The organism is Bradyrhizobium sp. SZCCHNGR1005 (assembly GCF_032489995.1).
Classification (GTDB): Bacteria; Pseudomonadota; Alphaproteobacteria; order Rhizobiales; family Xanthobacteraceae; genus Bradyrhizobium.
Genome location: NZ_JAUEZC010000008.1, coordinates 209,426 through 226,277, shown reverse-complemented (window position 1 = coordinate 226,277; position 16,852 = coordinate 209,426). Strand labels below are relative to the sequence as shown.

Sequence of the window (16,852 nt, the reverse complement as noted above, 5' to 3'; positions counted from 1 at the left end):
GAATGCGACACGGTAATTTGTGCGACAGCGCGATTGTCTCGATCCATTGCCATGATTTGTCTGCGCGATCAGCTCCGACCGCCACGCCGCTTTTGGGTCCCCCCTATCGCTCGCGCGGAAACAGAAAATTCGCGAACGATCTCAAGCTGATTTGGCCTGTCCAGATGATCAGCCGAAAATAATCCGCTGGGCAAAGACCCCAAATCAGCGTCATCTTGCGGACATCCCGCCTTGATGCGAGGGGCGTACGCGCGATCGTCACGAGACGCGAGGCGGGCAGCGGTGGCCGCGATGAGCCGCAGCGTGCGTGTCGCACGCGGACGAACGGCAAGTCGCGGACGTGAAGTTGCAGGGTCCTGACACCCCGACGCTGGTGTCCTCGAGCTGACGCATCAGCGTCATGCGCGACATGGTGGCCAAAAAGCCCGGTGCACCAGGGAGACTGCATATAGGCGTTAAAACCATCGTGCAGGGAAGGCCGGGATGCCTCGGCCAAACCTGTGGTTCCTGCCCCGTGCATTCTTGTTCGCACGGGGGCCATGGGTGCGGCCCGCACCCGGCCTTCCCTGCGCCCTCGTCTGTCACGAGGGTGACGCTACCGGCGAAACTCGGACACGACGCGTGTCGCGCGACCGTGGCCGTGCGTCGCATCAGCTGTTTGAAATGTGAATCAGGACGCGCCCACGCGGATCATGTCCGGCTTCGACGCATCCGGCTCGCCGTCGTCTCCATGTGTCACTGGCCGGCGGTCGCGCTACATGGACGGATCCGGGCAGCCGGAAAAGTGCCGCCCGTCCGATCCATCCGCAACGGACCCCGCGGGCAATCGCCTACGGCTTCTTGCCGAATCGGTCCGAATACTGGGCCAGCACGAGAACGCCGCCGAGGCCCGCGGCCGACAGCAGCGCGTCGATCCGCACGGCTTGCCCCGACAGGCCGAGATCATCATGGGCAACGCCCGAGAGCCACCATGCGGCGGCGCCGGCGGCCAGGACGAACAGAAGCAGGGGAAGACTCTTGCGCATGCGCTTAACTATGCAGAGTTGCCGCATTTTCGCAACCCTTGACGCCGGGACGTCTTCATGCCTGCCGGGTGGCCCGTCCCGGCGGAATCGGTGCTCGAACCCAGTCGCCGCTCACAACCTCCCGCCGGCCAGTGCCGCTGCGCGCGGCCGGCCGATGTCGTCGAGCGCATGCGGCATCGGCGAGACCGGAAACAGCGCGTTGATCTGCCCGGTGCCGGAAGACGGAAAGAACGGCGTCACCACCTCGACGCCGCGGTCGTAGTGGTTCCAGCCAAGCGCGCCGAGCAGCATCGCGGTGTCGTGCATGAAGCCTTCGCCATGACCCTTGCTGGCATATTCCGGCAGCATGTCGCAGAAGTCGGGCCACTCGCCCTGCTCCCACATCTGGATCACCTCGTGGTCGAGCCGCTCCAGGAACGGGCTGAACATCTTGTCGCGATAGTCGTCCGCCGTGCCGTTCTGCGCGAAGCGATGGCTGAGCGAGCCGCTGGCGAAGAATGCCACCGTGCCCTCGTAATGATCTTCGACGGCGCGGCGGAAGGCCCAGCCGAGCTTGGCGCTTTCCCAGAGATAATGCGAGGTGCACAACGCCGACACCGAGACCACCTTGAAGCGGCGATCGGGGTTCATGTAGCGCATCGGCACCAGCGTGCCGTATTCGAGCGCGAGCGAGGTCGCGTCATGCGCCATGGTGACGACGCCATGCGCATTGGCCTCTTCGGAGAGAATCCGGCCCAGCTCCGGATTACCGTCATAGGCGTAGGTCATGTTGGCGATGAAGTGCGGCAATTCGTTCGAGGTGTAGAGGCCCTCGAAATGCGGTGCGCAGTTGATGTGATAGCCGGCATTCACCAGCCAATGCGTATCGAACACGACGATGGTGTCGACGCCGGCCTCGCGGCAGCGCCGCCCGATCTCGATATGGCCGTCGATCGCCGCCTGCCGCTTGCCCTTGCCGGGGCCGTCCAGCTCGCTGAGATACATCGAGGGCACGTGGGTGATCTTCGCAGCCAGTGCGAGCTTGCCCATCGGTCACATCCTCCCGTTCCGTTCATTCGCCGCAGGAGGCGACCTCCCCGGCCGCCCCGCAGCGCGTTTGGAACAGGATAGCGCCCTTGCCCGGCTGTGCAAGACGGATCGGCGGCGGGACGAAGCGTCAGTGCGGCGTCCGCGGATGCCGGTGATGTCGGCGGCGCGGCGGCAGCTGGTCCTGGTAGATCCCGGGCCCGGGCTGTTGCCACTGGCGCGCATACGCCGCGCGCGGATTGACATCGCAATAATCCTCGGTGCCGGACGCGGTCATCTGGCATTGCTCATAGGTCTGGAACGCGCAATTGCCCGGATATCCCCATCTGCGCCCCTGCAGGCAATAGGGGTAGTCCTGCGCAGAAGCGGTCTGCGGCGCGAGCGCCAACAGCGCCAATCCGCCCGCCAGCATCCCGCGCACACACCACGTCGTCATGTTGGAATCTCCTCGGCCGAACGGCGATCTTGCCCGGAACACTTTAACGATCCGGAGCAACGAAACCAGGGTGCGATTCGCGCCATCGCGCTACGGATGTAACGGCCGCATCCGGATCGAACCAGATGCGGCAGGTTGAATAACATTGCTCAACATTGCTCACGCGGCCTTGATGGCGATCTTCTTGGCGGCCTGCTGCGCCTCGGCCTTCTTCGGCAAGATCACCTTCAGGACACCCTGCTTGAAGCTGGCCTCGATCTTGTCGGTGTCGACGCTGTCGGGGACCTGGAACGAGCGCTCGAACGATCCGAAGTTGCGCTCGCGCAGGTAATAATCCTTCTTCTTCTCTTCCTTCTCCTCCTGCTTCTCGCCCTTGATCGACAGCACGCCGTTGACCACCTTCACCTCGACATTCTTTTCGTCGAGGCCGGGCAGTTCGGCGCTCACCTCATAGGCCTTCTCGTGCTCGGCGACGTCTACGGCCGGCGCGACCGCAAACGATCTTGCGCGCGCCAGGCTCGGCAGGGACTCGAACAGCGACGGACTGCGCCAGAAACCGGTGTTGAAATCCTCGAACACGCGGTCGATCTCGCGGCGCAGATTCTCGAACGGCCGCCAGCCCTGCACGGACGGAGCGGACGCTTTCTCGGTGTTGACAGGCAGCTTGGCAGGTTCAGCCATGATCCATTCTCCTGGTTTCAACGCGAGACTGAGCTTCTCGGCAGGGCACAGCGCAACCGGCCGGCAAACCGCTGTTCGCGTTTGACGGGAAAAATGTATCGATGACGCGGTCGTTCAAGATTGATCGCGATCAAACTCGACGTTGGTTCCCTACCCGACCATATGACGGACTGCGGCGCGGGTCAGAAACCGGAGCTTTTCATTGAGGGGGAAGCGGCCGAAATTGGTCTTCACGGTTCCGAGCGTAAAGGCGGTCTTCTTGGAATAATCGATCTTGACCGCCACGATCACCGGCTGGCCGGTGCTCGCGATCTCGTTGGCCTGCGCGATGGCACCTGCAATGGAGGCATTGTCGTTCATCGGTACGAAGGCGGCGCCGGTTGCGAGCGCCACGCCTTCGATGTTCAGCTTGCCGAGCTGCGTGCAGGGCTTGCGGCCATAGGGGATCTGCTGCGCCTGCGCGATCTGCGCGAGCTCACCGTCGTCGAAGACGTAGTAGACGATGCCGAGTCCGTTGCTCGCCGCGGTCAGGATCTCCATGCAGGTCATGGTGAAGGCGCCGTCGCCGACGATCGCCTGCACGCTGCGATCCGGAAACGCCAGCTTGGCGCCGATGGCCGCCGGCACCGCGTAACCCATGCAGTTGAAATCGGTCGGCAGGATCACGCTCTTCGGCGCGTGGATCGGCATCAGCTCGGCGGTGAGGAAGGTGTGATTGCCGTCGTCGATTGCGAGGATGCCGTTGTCCGGCATCTGCCGGCGCAGCTCGTCGAAGAACCGCACCGGATTGACGAGGCCGGCATTGTCGTGGCGATACCAGGTGGCGCGATAGGCGGCCTTGTCCTTGGCGATCTGCTCGCGCAAGGCGCCATCGCTCGCGCGCCGCCCGCCCTTCGTCTCCAGCACCGCGAGCAGCTCCCGCAGCACGGTTGCGGCATCGCCGACCAGGCCGACCTTGGCTGGGAAATTGGCGCCGATCGCGGCCGGATTGATGTCGATATGGATCAGATTGTCCGGAACCGTGACGCCGTAGCTGCCGGTCGCGATCTCGGCAAAGCGCGTGCCGATGCCGACGAGACAATCGCAATCCTTGAACGCGTTCTGCGCCGCGGGCACCGCCGAGCTGCCGAAGCCGAAGCCGACATGCAGCGGATGATTGCCGGGAAAGACAGACAGCCCTTGCAACGTGGTCGCGACCGGCGCCTGCAGCCATTCGGCAAGCTTAATCAGTTCGGCGGTCGCGTCGCGCGTTCCCCAGCCGGCAAAGATGCAGGGACGTTTGGCGGCCGCGAGGAGTTCGGCCGCCCGCGCGATATCATTGGCCGCTTGCGGTGCGGGCCGCGGAGCCGGCTTGAACTGGGGGAGCTCGGACACATCGTCGGTCAGCAACAGGATATTGACCGGCAGCTCCACGAACACCGGGCCCGGCTCGCCTGAGGTCGCGACGCGGTAGGCCTCGAACAGGGTCGGCACCACATCCTCGTGGCGAGTCACATGGAACGTCGCCTTGGTCAGGCCGGCCATGAATTTATGCGTATCCATCTGGTGCAGCTGGTAGCGATGACCGCTGTCGGTGCGCGGCCCCCCGGTGATCACCAGCATCGGCACGCCGTCGAGGAACGCCTCGCCGATGCCGCTCGCCGCATGCGTCAGGCCGGCAGCCGGCACGACCGTCAGGACGCCGATGGAATCGGACAGCCGGCTCACCGCATCCGCCATGAAGGAGGCGCCGCCCTCGTGGGTTACCAGGACCTGCGTGATGCGGTTGGAGTTGTTGAGCGCGTCATACAGCTCGGTCGTATGCACGCCAGGGATGCCGAAGGTGAAACGCGCCCCGACCTGCTCCAACGCATAGGCCGTGAGCCAGGCTCCGGTTCTCTTCATGTCGTTTCCTCACCCGTTCAAGAATTCTGTTTTGCCATTGATCGAGGCCGCTGCCAGCCGCCCCGACAGGATACAGCCCCCGAGAAAGGTGCCCTCCAGCGCGCGCAAGCCGTGAACGCCGCCGCCGCCGAAGCCCGCGGCCTCGCCGACGGCGTAAAGACCTGGCACCGGCTGACCGGCTGGGTCGAGCACCCGGCTTTGCAGATCGGTCTGGATGCCGCCGAGGCTCTTGCGGCTGATGATGAATTCGCGCACCGCGATCAGCGGCAACGCCTTCCTGTCCGCGATCGGCTGGAATTTGCAGAGCCGGATGCGGTCGCCGCGGTAGCACCGCAGGCTCGCGATGCGGCGGAGCTGTTCGTCGTTCATCAGGCTGGCCCCACGCGCGATCGTCGCGTCATAGGCCTGAACGGCGTCGATGACCGCATCGCGCGACACCGCCTGGTCGCCCTGCAGCGCGTTCATCTTGTCCACCAGTTCAGGCAGGCTCGATGCGGTGACGAAGTCCTGGCACGTCCCGATCAGTTCATCGACGAGCCAGCGATTGCCGAACAGGATGTCGCGCAGGAAGCCGAGCCGGTTCTTCTCCCGGATCGAGGGATTGAATTCGGCGCCGGAGACGGCAAGCTCCTTCAGCGCGATGGTGCGGTTCATCAGCTGCCACGAATAAGGCCGCTCCTGGCGGCAGATGTCGGTGACCAGCCGCCGCGTGTCGAAACCCGAGACCAGCGGCTGCGGACCGATCCGCTGCCCTCGCCAGTTCAGCCAGAGTGCGGAGCGCGGCGGCACCAGCGAGAGCCCATGGCTCGGCTTGCGCGGGTGCGGATGATGCACGCCGGCGGCGTAGTTCCACATGCGGTCGAGGTGGGTGACGGTGCCGCCGGCCGCCACCGTGGCATCATGCAGCCTGCCATCGGCAAAGCGATGCGAACCGTTGAGCAAGACCTCAGGCGGCCTGCCCCAGTCACGATGCCAGTTCTGCCGGACGCGACCGAGATCGCCATTGATGCCGCCGGTGGCGACCACGACCTGTTCGGCACGGAGCTCGAAGGCAGAGCCGTCCTTTTCGTCGTGGCCTTCGGCACCGACGACAAGGCCGGCCTGAACGATCAGCCGTTCGACACGCCGGCTAAACCGCAAAGTCAGTCGGCCTGCATTGGCGTGATTGCGGAGCGCTCCGATCAGCGCGTCCGCAATGCCCTTCCCGGTGCCCCAGGCGATGTGAAAGCGCGGCACGGAATTGCCGGGTTGGAATTCGCCGCGCTCGACCCAGTTGACCACCGGTAGAAAACTGACGCCGAAGCGGCGCACCCAGCGATAGACGTCGGGCGTCGCCCGGTTCACATAGGCCTGCGCCCAGGCCAGCGGCCAGCGGTCGCCCGGATCGAATTCCGCAAAGCTCCGCCAGTCGCGCCACGCAAGCTCTGCACTGTCGCGGATGCCCTGCCGGCGTTGCTCGGGGGAATCGACGAAGAACATGCCGCCAAAGCTTTCGCGGGCGAGCCCTCCGAACGCGGGCTCCTCGTCACGATCGACGAGCAGAACCGAGCGGCCGTCGTCGAGTAGATCGAGGGCGGTGGCGATCCCTGCGATGCCGCCGCCGATGATCAGGATGTCGCTTCGCTCAGCGAGCATGGGCGCCGGTCGCTTTCCTGGCTAAAGATGAGTCGAACTCAACCCTGCCGGTTGGCGCAAATCAACCGGCTCGCGTCGGCCCGCCCGCAACGCGGAATTTACGGGCGCTGCGGGAATGGTAAACCGGACGTAAATAGCCCGTAGCAACGCAGGGAGAGAAAGACAGTGCAAAACCCCTGACTTTGGAACAGCTTACAGTGGTTTGGTGGAACACCGGCCCAGCGCAACCGCAGCTCTTGGCTGCGCGTCCGCGCCACAACGAAATTCGAAGTGAAAGCCGTTTAACACATTTTCCAGGCACAGCCGCCAAGGTAGCGGTCCGACCCCACTCACCACAGGTTCAATGACCGTGACATCCTTCGGACACGTGATCTCGGTGCGAGGCTCCCAGGCTCGTGTCGGCATCCTAGCGGCCGAGCAGCTGAGCGTTTCCGAGATCCGCGCCACAGTCGGACGTTTCATCAGCATCCGCGCTCCGAACGCCACCATCGTTGCCCTCATCACCGAGGTGTCCAGCGAAGCCGTGGCGAACGCGCGGACCTACATGGCGACCGCTTCGGTCGACCTCCTCGGCGAGATCTCAGGTCCTACCGAACGCCCCAAATTCCAGCGCGGCGTGACCCACTATCCCACCATCGGCGATACCGTGGAGATGATCACGAGCCAGGAGCTGCGCACGATCTACGCCCCGACCGCCGGGGACCAGATCGATATCGGCGCCCTGCAGCAGGACCCGTCGGTGCGCGCTTACGTCAATGTCGAGGAGATGCTGTCCAAGCACTTCGCGGTGCTCGGCTCGACCGGCGTCGGTAAGTCGACCGGCGTTTCCCTGCTTCTGAACGAAATCCTGAAAGCGCGCCCCAACCTGCGCATCTTCCTGCTCGACGTGCATAACGAATATGGCCGCTGCTTCGGCGATCGTGCACTCGTGCTCAATCCGCGCAATCTGAAGCTGCCGTTCTGGCTGTTCAACTTCGAGGAAATCGTCGACGTCCTGTTCGGCGGTCGTCCCGGCGTGCCCGAAGAGCTGGACATTCTTGCCGAGGTCATCCCGCTCGCAAAGGGAGTCTACACCCAGTACCAGAACTCGGACCGGATCGGACTCAAGCGCATGGATCCCAAGACGGTGGGCTACACCGTCGACACGCCCGTTCCCTACCGACTGGTCGACCTCATCAACCTGATCGATGAGCGCATGGGCAAGCTCGAGAACCGCTCCTCGCGCATCATCTATCACAAACTGATCTCGCGCATCGAGACCGTGCGCAACGACCCGCGCTATGCCTTCATGTTCGACAATGCCAATGTCGGCGGCGACACCATGGCCGAAGTCATCAGCCACCTGTTCCGGCTGCCGGCGAACGGCCGGCCGATGACCGTGATGCAGCTCGCCGGCTTCCCGGCCGAGGTCGTGGACTCCGTCGTGTCGGTGCTATGCCGCATGGCATTCGACTTCGGCCTGTGGAGCGACGGCGTCTCGCCGCTGCTGTTCATCTGCGAAGAAGCGCACCGCTATGCCGCGGCCGATCGCTCGATCGGCTTCGGGCCCACCCGCAAGGCGGTGTCGCGCATCGCCAAGGAAGGCCGCAAATACGGCGTCTATCTCGGCCTCGTCACGCAGCGTCCCGCCGAGCTCGATGCCACCATCATCTCCCAGTGCAACACGCTGTTCACGATGCGGCTTGCCAACGAGCGCGACCAGTCGCTGTTGCGCTCGGCGGTCTCGGACGCAGCCGCGAACCTGCTGTCGTTCGTGCCCTCGCTCGGTACCCGCGAGGTGTTGGCCTTCGGCGAAGGCGTCGCACTGCCGACCCGGCTGCGCTTCAAGGAAGTGCCGCCGCACCAGATGCCGCGCAGTGAAGCGACCATCGCGACCGTTCCGTCGATCACCTCCGGCCACGACATGCACTTTGTCAGCGCCGTCCTCGAACGCTGGCGCGGCGCCACGTCGAGCCGCGACATGCAGGGCGATTCCGTCAGTTCCGACCGAAGCGCCGCACTTTCGATGCCGCTGGACGCGCCGATGCTGCAGCCATCGATGGGGCTCGACCCGGATCGCTTCTCGCTGTTGAAGAAGCCGCTGCGCTGAACCAGCGCGCCATCAGCCAGCAGCATGGCGATGTTGGCCGTCGACATCGGCGACCGGTTGAAGCGCTCGATCATGTTCCGGAAGGCGCCGAGCTCGTCGCGAGCCGCTCGGCAACGGTCGAAGTCTTGAACTAGCCCGGCTTGCTGTGTGCTGCCGACGCACTATGGTTGACCGGTCAGAAGCCAAGCCGGACCCATTCGATGACACAGCCCGCCATCAGCCGCTTTCCCGTTCCTGCAATCGATGCCCTCCCGGAGGACATCCGCACGCGCCTGCTCGCCGTCCAGGAGAAATCGGGCTTTGTGCCGAACGTATTTCTCACCCTGGCTCACCGGCCGGACGAATTCCGTGCCTTCTTCGCCTATCACGACGCGCTGATGGACAAGGATGGCGGGCTCACCAAAGCCGAGCGCGAGATGATCGTGGTCGCGACCTCGGCCGCCAACCAGTGCCAATATTGCGTGATCGCCCATGGCGCGATCCTGCGCATCCGCGCCAAGAACCCGTTGATCGCCGATCAGGTCGCGATCAACTATCGCAAGGCCGACATCACGCCACGCCAGAAGGCGATGCTGGATTTCTCGATGAAGGTCGCGCTTCAGGCACAGACAGTCACGGATGAGGACTTCACGATGCTGGCCGGCCACGGCTTCAGCGAAGGCGACATCTGGGACATCGCGGCGATTGCCGCCTTCTTCGCGCTGTCGAACCGCATGGCCAATGTCACGGCCATGCGTCCGAACGACGAGTTCTATCTGATGGGGCGCCTGCCGAAACCGGCGTGAAGCGCCTCAATCGTCCGTTGCCGGACCGCACCAGCCCGGCAGGTAGATCGCTTCCTTGCTCTTGGCGTGCGACAGGGCCTGCTCCATCGCGGACGAAAAGTAGGTCTCCACCGTCTTGCGCGAGATCTTCCGGCGCAGGAAATCCGCCCACAGGAATTCGCTGAACGGCGTCGTGTCCTTGGCGAACCCGCCTGCCCGGCGAAGCTCGCCGGCGAGGCTGCGGAACGGATCGTCCTTCATATCGGAGACCGACTTCGGCAGGTCCTTGAAATGACGGCGCTCGCCCTTTGCGTCATAGGGATAGGCCCAGCGCTTGTTGTCCATCACGCCCCAAAACGCGTCGCGATCGACCATGGTGAGATCGCCGATGATTGTCACCAGCACGTCCTTGACACCCTCGTCATGAAGCGCGCGCGCCAGATGATGATGGTCCACCACGTAATGGCGCTGATCGGGCCCCAGGACGACGGGGATCATGTGCCTACCGAGCAATTCGGCCTGCTTCTTCTTTTTGTGCTGTCGCCAGCGCTCACGCTTCTCCTTCACCTCGCGCATCCCGACCGTCATCTGGGTCGGTCGCAGTGACAGGATAGGCACCGGGTGCAATGCCGGCTCGCGGGTGTTCGCCATGCTCAAATCTCCGGTATCCAAATATCGCGGCGGTTCTGCGATTCATGTAATTATGCCATGGTCATACGGGTGCTCAAGCGCCACACGCGCCGAGTCCCGGATCGAGTGGGCTTGCAAAGTGGGCTTGCAATTTGAAACAGCTTGCTGGCGAACATAACGACTGGATCACAAAGGGGCGCGTCGTGCGTATCGGTGGGCGCGAGGTCGTCACCGAGGGATTGAATCTCAATTTCTGGGACGACATCAGTCATCGCTGCATGACCGCATCGTGGTCGGCTTTCATCGCCGGGGCCGCGTTCGTGTTTCTCGCCTTTAACGCCATCTTCGCTGCGTTCTATTGGCTCGGCGATCAGCCGATCTCGAACGTCCCGGGGGCCGCCTATATCGATTATTTCTATTTCAGCATCGAGACGCTCTCGACCGCCGGCTACGGCGACATGCACCCGCAGACGCATTACGGCCACTTCATCGCGACGATCGAACTGTTCACCGGCATCTTCTCGATGTCGGTCATGACCGGGCTGATCTTCGCCCGCTTCTCGCGGCCGCAGGCGCGACTGCTGTTTGCCAACCGGCTCGTGATCTCCAATCATGAAGGCATGCCGACGCTGATGGTTCGCCTCGCCAATGAGCGACAGAACCTGATCGGCAATGCCAGTGCCCGGCTGTGGCTGTTCAAGAACGTCGTGACCGCCGAAGGCATGCCGTTTCGACGCTTTTACGAACTGCCGCTGTTGCGCAATGAAAGTCCCGTACTGGCGCTGAGCTGGACGCTCTATCACGTCATCGATGACACGAGCCCATTGCACGGCATGGCCACGGCCGATCTCGAAGCCGGCAACGTGTCCCTGTCGGTCGTGGTGACGGGTTATGATGTTGTTGCGGCGCAAACCGTGCATGCGCGCAAGACCTACGACCATCCCGACATTTGCTTTGGCCGTCGTTATGCCGACATTCTGGACGCCACGAGCACAGACGGACGCATCCGGATCGATTACGGCCGGTTCCACGAAACCGTCGAAATCTGATGCTGGCGATTGCAGCCCAAGGTCGAATTGGCGCAAGCGCGCACGTCTGTCCTGCTAAACTTTCTTTGTGAGACGCGGCAGCTGCGTGTTAGAAGATCGGATCGGAGTCAAAGGCCATGAAGACCCAGCGCCCCGTTGCAGCCGAGGATGAGCACCGCGTAGTGCCCTTCCGGCCGCGTAGCGCGCCGACCCGGCGAGTGATGGACGGGGGCGGCCCACCGGTGCCGCTGCCCCGACGGGAGCCCATTCAACCAGATCCCCTTGATTTGTCGCGCTACGAGCGGTCCCGCGAGGACGCCGATGATTATCGCCACAGAATTCTCGCCAACATCGCTGCCTTTGCCTTCACCGTCGCGCTGACAGCCATCGGCATATGGCTCGCGATGAGCATCGCGGACCTGCGCAAAACCCAGGATTGCGTTTTGACCGGACGGCGCGACTGCGCCCGCATTATCACGGAGCCCTACACGCCCTGATCGTGCCGTGATCGCGGGCGAAATCGCACCCCGCACTCGGTCCAAGCCGGCTGCAGCCGGCTTGCCTGCCTCCATTGAACTCGCGGCGGCGCTCCGATATACGGGCACTCGACTCCCGGGCGACGGGGACTCCAGGGCTCGTACCAGGACGCAGCCCTCCGCCGAATCACCCGTCGCGCCGCATCGGAATTGTCACCAATATATCAAAGGCTTAGTGATGTCCTCAACATTCGATCAGGTCGCCACGATCATCGCTGAAACCTGCGACATCCCGCGCGACACGATCACGCCGGATAGCCATGCCATCGACGATTTGGGGATCGACAGCCTCGATTTCTTGGACATCGCCTTTGCGATCGACAAGGCGTTCGGCATCAAACTGCCATTGGAAAAGTGGACTCAGGAAGTCAACGACGGCAAGGCCAGCACCGAACAGTATTTTGTGCTGAAAAACCTTTGCGCGCGTATCGACGAACTGGTCGCAGCTAAGGGCGCCTGATCGCCCGCCATGAGAATCGAATATTTCCAGCTCATTGACCGCATTCTCGACCTCAATCTGGACGAGAAAACCATCACGGTTGAAGCGCAGGTTCCGCTCACGAGCACGATCTTCGAGGGGCATTTCCCGGGCTATCCGATCATGCCGGGCGTGCTCCTGATCGAGTCGATGGCGCAGACCTCGGGCTGGCTGCTGCTGGCGCTGATGAAGTTCGAGCGCATGCCGTTCCTGGCCGCCGTCAAGGAGGCCAAGATGCGTGGCTTCGTCACGCCCGGCGAGGTGCTGACCGTGGAGGCGAACGTGCTGCACGAGGGCTCCGGCTACGCCATCACCGAAGCGCGGGTGAAGGTGGCCGGCAAGCTGCGGTCCAACGCGACCATCACCTTCAGCCACGTCCCCTTCCCCAACCCTGAGCTGCGCGGATACATGGACGATGTCGCCAAGCGCGTCGGGTTTCCGCAACAGGCCGAGTTATCATGACCGAGACGACATCTGTGACGCCGGAACCAGTCGAAGTCTGGATCACCGGCATTGGGCTTGCGACCTCGCTCGGCGAGGGCCTTGATGCGAACTGGGAGGCGCTCAACGCCGGCCGCATCAATGTCAACGAGACGGGTCTTGCACCCTATGTGGTGCACCCCTGGGCGCCGGTGAATCTGGAGACGCAGATCCCCAAGAAGGAACAGCGTCAGATGGAAGCCTGGCAGCGCATCGGCACCTATGCCGCCGGCCTTGCGCTCGACTCGGCTGGCCTCAAGGGCAACAAGGATATCCTGTCGCGCATGGACATGATCGTCGCTGCCGGTGGCGGCGAGCGCGACATTTCCGTCGACACCAATATCCTCAACGCGGAAGCCCAGGGCAATTGCACGCCAGGCTTCCTCAACGACCGGCTGATGAACGATCTGCGCCCGACCTTGTTCCTGGCGCAGCTCTCCAACCTGCTCGCAGGCAATATCGCCATCGTCCACGGCGTCTGCGGCACCTCGCGCACCTTCATGGGTGAAGAGGTGTCGGGCGTCGATGCCGCGCGTATCGCGCTGGCGCGAATCGCGGGCGGCCAGAGCGAGATCGCGCTGGTCGGCGGCTCGCATAATGGCGAGCGGAAGGATCTCCTGGTCCTCTACGAATTCGGCGATTACAATCTGAAGAACAAGTTCGTCCCGGTCTGGGCGCGTCAGGAACATCCGGGATTTGCGCTCGGCTCGGCCGGCGCCTTCCTGGTGATCGAATCGAAGGCGCATGCCCTGGCGCGCGGCGCCAAGCCCCTGGCCCGGCTCACCAGCGTCGTTGCCGATCACGCCAAGCGCAAGCAGCCGGGCGCGGTGACCGCGACGCTCGATAAGTTGTGGTCCTCCATCGGAGTTCATGACGGCAGTGGGGCCATCATCACCGGCGCGACCGGCGCCGAACCCGTGACGTCCGAGGAACGCGCCTTTCTCGATCGGCACAAGAATTTCGCGGTGCGATCGAGCGGCACGCGGTTCGGCCACACGATGGAGACGCAGTTCGCACTCGGACTTGCGCTCGCGGCGCTGTCGATCTCGCGCGGCGCGCTGTTTCCGCCCGGAGATTCCACCGGCGTGGAGATTGAAACCAAGGAAGCCCCGACCCAGATTGTGGTGGTTGGAGCTGGCCATTACCGCGGCGAAGGCATGGCCTTGGTCGAAGCGGTCAAGTGAACGCGGCGTTGCCGACCCACACACGCGACGGGGGACATCATGACTGCTGCACGTGACAAGTTTGGACGCCCCATCGTCGTGGTCACCGGCATGGGCGTCGTGACCTCGCTCGGCGCCGGCAAGACCGACAATTGGGCCAAGCTCGTCGCCGGCGAATCCGGCATCCGCACTATCACGCGGTTTCCGATCGACGGCCTGAAGACGACCATGGCCGGCACGGTGGACTTCGTACCCGTCACGCCGTTCACGTCCACCGGACTTGCCGAACGGCTTGCGCATCTTGCCGTCGAGGAAGCCATCGAGCAGTCCGGGGTCGGCCGCAAAGGCGATTTCCCCGGCCCCCTGTTCCTGGCGGTGGCGCCGGTCGAGATCGAGTGGCCGCAGCGCCTCGAACTTGCCCACGCCGTCGGCGGTACCGAGTTCAACTATGACGACCTGCTCAGGGTCTGCGGCGGCGGCAAGTTCCTGCCCTATCACCATCGCTTCCTATTCGGCTCCGTGGCCGACTCTCTCAGCGAGACCTTCGGCACCAAGGGCTCGCCGATCTCGCTGTCGACCGCCTGTGCCTCCGGCGCCACCGCGATCCAGCTCGGCGTCGAGGCGATCCGTCGCGGCGAGACCGATATCGCCCTGTGCGCGGCGACCGAGGGCTCGGTCAACCCCGAGGGTCTCGTGCGCTTCTCGCTGCTGTCGGCGCTGTCGACCCAGAATGAACCGCCGCAGGCCTCGTCAAAGCCGTTCTCGAAGAATCGCGACGGCTTCGTGATGGCCGAAGGCGCCGGCGCGCTGATCCTGGAAAGCTATGACGCTGCGGTCGCTCGCGGCGCCACCATTCTGGGCGTGATCGCCGGCTGCGGCGAGCTCACCGACTCCTTCCATCGCACCCGCTCCTCGCCCGACGGCAAGCCGATCATCGGCTGCATCCGCAAGGCGCTGGCCGATGCCGGCATGGCGCCGGAGCAGATCGACCACATCAACGCTCACGGCACCGCGACGCCCGAAAACGACAAGATGGAATATGTCGGCGTCTCCGCCGTGTTCGGCGAGCACACCAGCAAGATTCCGGTGTCCTCGAACAAGTCGATGGTCGGTCACACGATCTCGGCTGCAGGTGCGGTCGAAGCGATCTACTCGCTGCTCACGCTCGAACATCAGCGGATCCCGCCGACGATCAATTACGATATCCCGGACCCCGCGATCCTGTTCGATGTGGTCGGCAACAAGGCCCGTGACGCACGCGTCACCACCGTGATGTCGAACTCGTTCGGCTTCGGTGGCCAGAATGCTTCACTGATCCTGACGCGCGAACCGGCGTGATCGGCATTCATCTGTCGCGATGAACGCCCTGCTCGTTCGGACCAAGGCCCGATTCCGCGAGGCCTCGAAGTCGCTGGGCGCATCGGCCGTTGGTGCGCTCACCGTCGGCCTGTTGCGCGCGACGCGCTATTTCGATCCGATCAAGACAGCCGACCTGTTCGCCCGCGTTGCGCAACTGATCGGCCCGCGGCTGCGCGAGCACAGGATCGGTCGCGCCAATCTCGTTGCGGCCTTCCCTGAGAAATCGCCGCAGGAGATCGATGCAATTCTCGCCGGCGTCTGGGACAATCTCGGCCGGGTCGGCGCCGAGTTCGCTCATCTCGACAAGATCTGGGACTACGAGGAAGCGCATCCGGAGAAGAGCCGGATCTGGCTGTCGCCGCGGACCTACGAGTTGTTTCATCAGCTCAGGCTCGACGGCAAACCGGCGCTGATCTTCGCAAGCCACCTCGCCAATTGGGAGATGCCGGCGCTGGCCGCGGTCGCCCATGGGCTGGATGCGGCGATCCTTTATCGCAAGCCCAATATCGCCTCGGCCGACCGCATCATCCAGGAGATGCGGCAGGTGAAGATGGGCACCCTGATCCCGGCCGGCCGCGACGCACCGCTGCGGCTGGCGGAGGCTCTGCAGCGCGGCCAGCACGTCGCCATGCTGGTCGATCAGTATCTGGCGAGCGGCGTTGAGGTGACGTTTTTCGGCCGCAAGACGCGCGCCAATCCGACGCTGGCACGGCTGCTCCGCCAGGTCGAATGCCCGGTACATGGCGTGCGCATCATCCGCCAGCCGAACCACCGCTTCGTCGCGGAGCTGACCGAAGAGATACAGCCCGTCCGTGACGCCAAGGGTCAGATTGACATCCAGGGCACCATGCAGGCCGTCACCTCGGTCATCGAGGGTTGGATCCGCGAATATCCCGAACAATGGCTCTGGCTGCACCGCCGCTGGCGGTAGGCCCGACGGAAAATTCCTCCACAAGGAAGATATTCCGCAGCAGGCCATGCTCCGTAAGCGCCATCTTGCGGAAGAAATCAGTTACACCTTCCGTCAACCCTCGCTACCGTAGAGCCGCCCCGCTCGACCCCGCGCTCGCGGGCGAAGTGGCAGATCAGGCGAATCGCACCCCGCACGCGTTCGGGAAACACAGGGAGGACAAGCAGGAATGTTTTCGCACGTCATGATCGGGACCAACGACCTCGACAAGGCCAAGGCGTTCTACGACACGCTGCTCGGCACGCTCGGCGTGAGGCCCGCAAAGGTCGATGGCCACCGCATCTTCTATTTCACGCCGACCGGCGTCTTCTCGATATCGAAGCCGATCAATGGCGAGCCTGCGACCGCCGCCAATGGCGGCACGATCGGCTTTGCGTGCAATTCTGCAGACCAGGTTGAGGCTTGGCATGCCTCCGGCGTCGCCGCCGGCGGCACCTCATGCGAGGAGCCGCCCGGCGTCCGCGAAGGCGCCGCGGGCAAGCTCTATCTGGCCTATTTGCGCGATCTCGACGGCAACAAGCTCTGCGCGCTGCATCGGATGGGGTGATCGGGCTTAGTTAGTCTCGCCTACCGTCACGATCAACTAGGCGACCATTTCTCGTCATTCCGGGGCGATGCGCAGCATCGAACCCGGAATCTCGAGATTCCGGGTCTGGTGCTTGCGCGCC

Annotated in this window: 17 protein-coding genes; 10 read left to right on the top strand and 7 right to left on the bottom strand. The window is 63.8% G+C overall.

What is annotated here, in order from left to right:
* Positions 1–830 precede the first annotated feature (830 nt).
* The 6 genes from QXZ85_RS28170 to QXZ85_RS28145 all read right to left on the bottom strand — a co-directional run bounded on the left by QXZ85_RS28170 (position 831) and on the right by QXZ85_RS28145 (position 6,687).
* Positions 831–1,025: a hypothetical protein gene (locus QXZ85_RS28170; RefSeq protein ID WP_315705254.1), complete on the bottom strand. Its 195-nt coding sequence runs from the start codon at positions 1,023–1,025 to the stop codon at positions 831–833.
* A gap of 111 nt (positions 1,026–1,136) precedes the next feature.
* Positions 1,137–2,054, bottom strand: a complete 918-nt coding sequence (gene hpaD / locus QXZ85_RS28165; protein ID WP_315705253.1) for a 3,4-dihydroxyphenylacetate 2,3-dioxygenase — start codon at positions 2,052–2,054, stop codon at positions 1,137–1,139.
* 127 nt (positions 2,055–2,181) lie between these two features.
* On the bottom strand, positions 2,182–2,487 hold the full coding sequence (locus tag QXZ85_RS28160) for a DUF3551 domain-containing protein (protein WP_315705252.1): 306 nt from the start codon (positions 2,485–2,487) through the stop codon (positions 2,182–2,184).
* A gap of 159 nt (positions 2,488–2,646) precedes the next feature.
* Positions 2,647–3,168 carry an Hsp20/alpha crystallin family protein gene (locus QXZ85_RS28155; RefSeq protein WP_315705251.1) on the bottom strand — a complete coding sequence of 174 codons (522 nt, stop codon included), beginning with the start codon at positions 3,166–3,168 and terminating at the stop codon, positions 2,647–2,649.
* Positions 3,169–3,318: 150 nt separating this feature from the next.
* Positions 3,319–5,052, bottom strand: a complete 1,734-nt coding sequence (locus QXZ85_RS28150; RefSeq protein WP_315705250.1) for a thiamine pyrophosphate-binding protein — start codon at positions 5,050–5,052, stop codon at positions 3,319–3,321.
* A 9-nt stretch (positions 5,053–5,061) separates the two neighbouring features.
* The gene (locus QXZ85_RS28145; protein WP_315705249.1) at positions 5,062–6,687 is read right to left on the bottom strand and encodes an FAD-binding dehydrogenase; all 1,626 of its coding nucleotides are present in this window, start codon (positions 6,685–6,687) and stop codon (positions 5,062–5,064) included.
* 343 nt (positions 6,688–7,030) lie between these two features.
* Between QXZ85_RS28145 and QXZ85_RS28140 the strand changes: the two genes are divergently transcribed.
* Positions 7,031–8,776 carry an ATP-binding protein gene (locus QXZ85_RS28140; RefSeq protein ID WP_315768107.1) on the top strand — a complete coding sequence of 582 codons (1,746 nt, stop codon included), beginning with the start codon at positions 7,031–7,033 and terminating at the stop codon, positions 8,774–8,776.
* A gap of 200 nt (positions 8,777–8,976) precedes the next feature.
* Positions 8,977–9,561, top strand: a complete 585-nt coding sequence (locus tag QXZ85_RS28135; protein WP_315705247.1) for a peroxidase-related enzyme — start codon at positions 8,977–8,979, stop codon at positions 9,559–9,561.
* Between the two features lie 6 nt (positions 9,562–9,567).
* Here the strand turns inward: QXZ85_RS28135 and QXZ85_RS28130 are convergent, their stop codons facing one another.
* Positions 9,568–10,191 (bottom strand): ParB-like protein, encoded by a 624-nt coding sequence (locus QXZ85_RS28130; RefSeq protein WP_315705246.1) that lies wholly within the window; start codon positions 10,189–10,191, stop codon positions 9,568–9,570.
* 182 nt (positions 10,192–10,373) lie between these two features.
* On the opposite strand from QXZ85_RS28130, the gene QXZ85_RS28125 reads away from it, so the two are divergent.
* From QXZ85_RS28125 to QXZ85_RS28090, 8 genes are all read left to right on the top strand, one after another.
* Positions 10,374–11,219, top strand: coding sequence for an ion channel (locus tag QXZ85_RS28125; protein WP_315705245.1), 846 nt, complete (start codon positions 10,374–10,376; stop codon positions 11,217–11,219).
* Between the two features lie 116 nt (positions 11,220–11,335).
* Positions 11,336–11,695, top strand: coding sequence for a hypothetical protein (locus tag QXZ85_RS28120; RefSeq protein ID WP_315705244.1), 360 nt, complete (start codon positions 11,336–11,338; stop codon positions 11,693–11,695).
* Positions 11,696–11,912: 217 nt separating this feature from the next.
* Positions 11,913–12,194, top strand: a complete 282-nt coding sequence (locus tag QXZ85_RS28115; protein WP_006609130.1) for an acyl carrier protein — start codon at positions 11,913–11,915, stop codon at positions 12,192–12,194.
* A 9-nt stretch (positions 12,195–12,203) separates the two neighbouring features.
* Positions 12,204–12,674: a 3-hydroxyacyl-ACP dehydratase FabZ family protein gene (locus tag QXZ85_RS28110; RefSeq protein WP_315705243.1), complete on the top strand. Its 471-nt coding sequence runs from the start codon at positions 12,204–12,206 to the stop codon at positions 12,672–12,674.
* Positions 12,671–13,876: a beta-ketoacyl-ACP synthase gene (locus QXZ85_RS28105; protein WP_315705242.1), complete on the top strand. Its 1,206-nt coding sequence runs from the start codon at positions 12,671–12,673 to the stop codon at positions 13,874–13,876. The genes QXZ85_RS28110 and QXZ85_RS28105 overlap by 4 nt, the downstream gene beginning before the upstream one ends.
* Positions 13,877–13,915: 39 nt before the next feature.
* Positions 13,916–15,193: a beta-ketoacyl-ACP synthase gene (locus QXZ85_RS28100; RefSeq protein ID WP_315705241.1), complete on the top strand. Its 1,278-nt coding sequence runs from the start codon at positions 13,916–13,918 to the stop codon at positions 15,191–15,193.
* Between the two features lie 19 nt (positions 15,194–15,212).
* Entirely contained in the window at positions 15,213–16,145 is a 933-nt protein-coding gene (locus tag QXZ85_RS28095; protein ID WP_315705240.1) for a lipid A biosynthesis lauroyl acyltransferase, read from the top strand.
* A 208-nt stretch (positions 16,146–16,353) separates the two neighbouring features.
* A complete protein-coding gene (locus QXZ85_RS28090; protein ID WP_315705239.1) occupies positions 16,354–16,731 on the top strand; it encodes a VOC family protein in 378 nt (125 codons plus the stop codon).
* Positions 16,732–16,852: the final 121 nt, after the last annotated feature.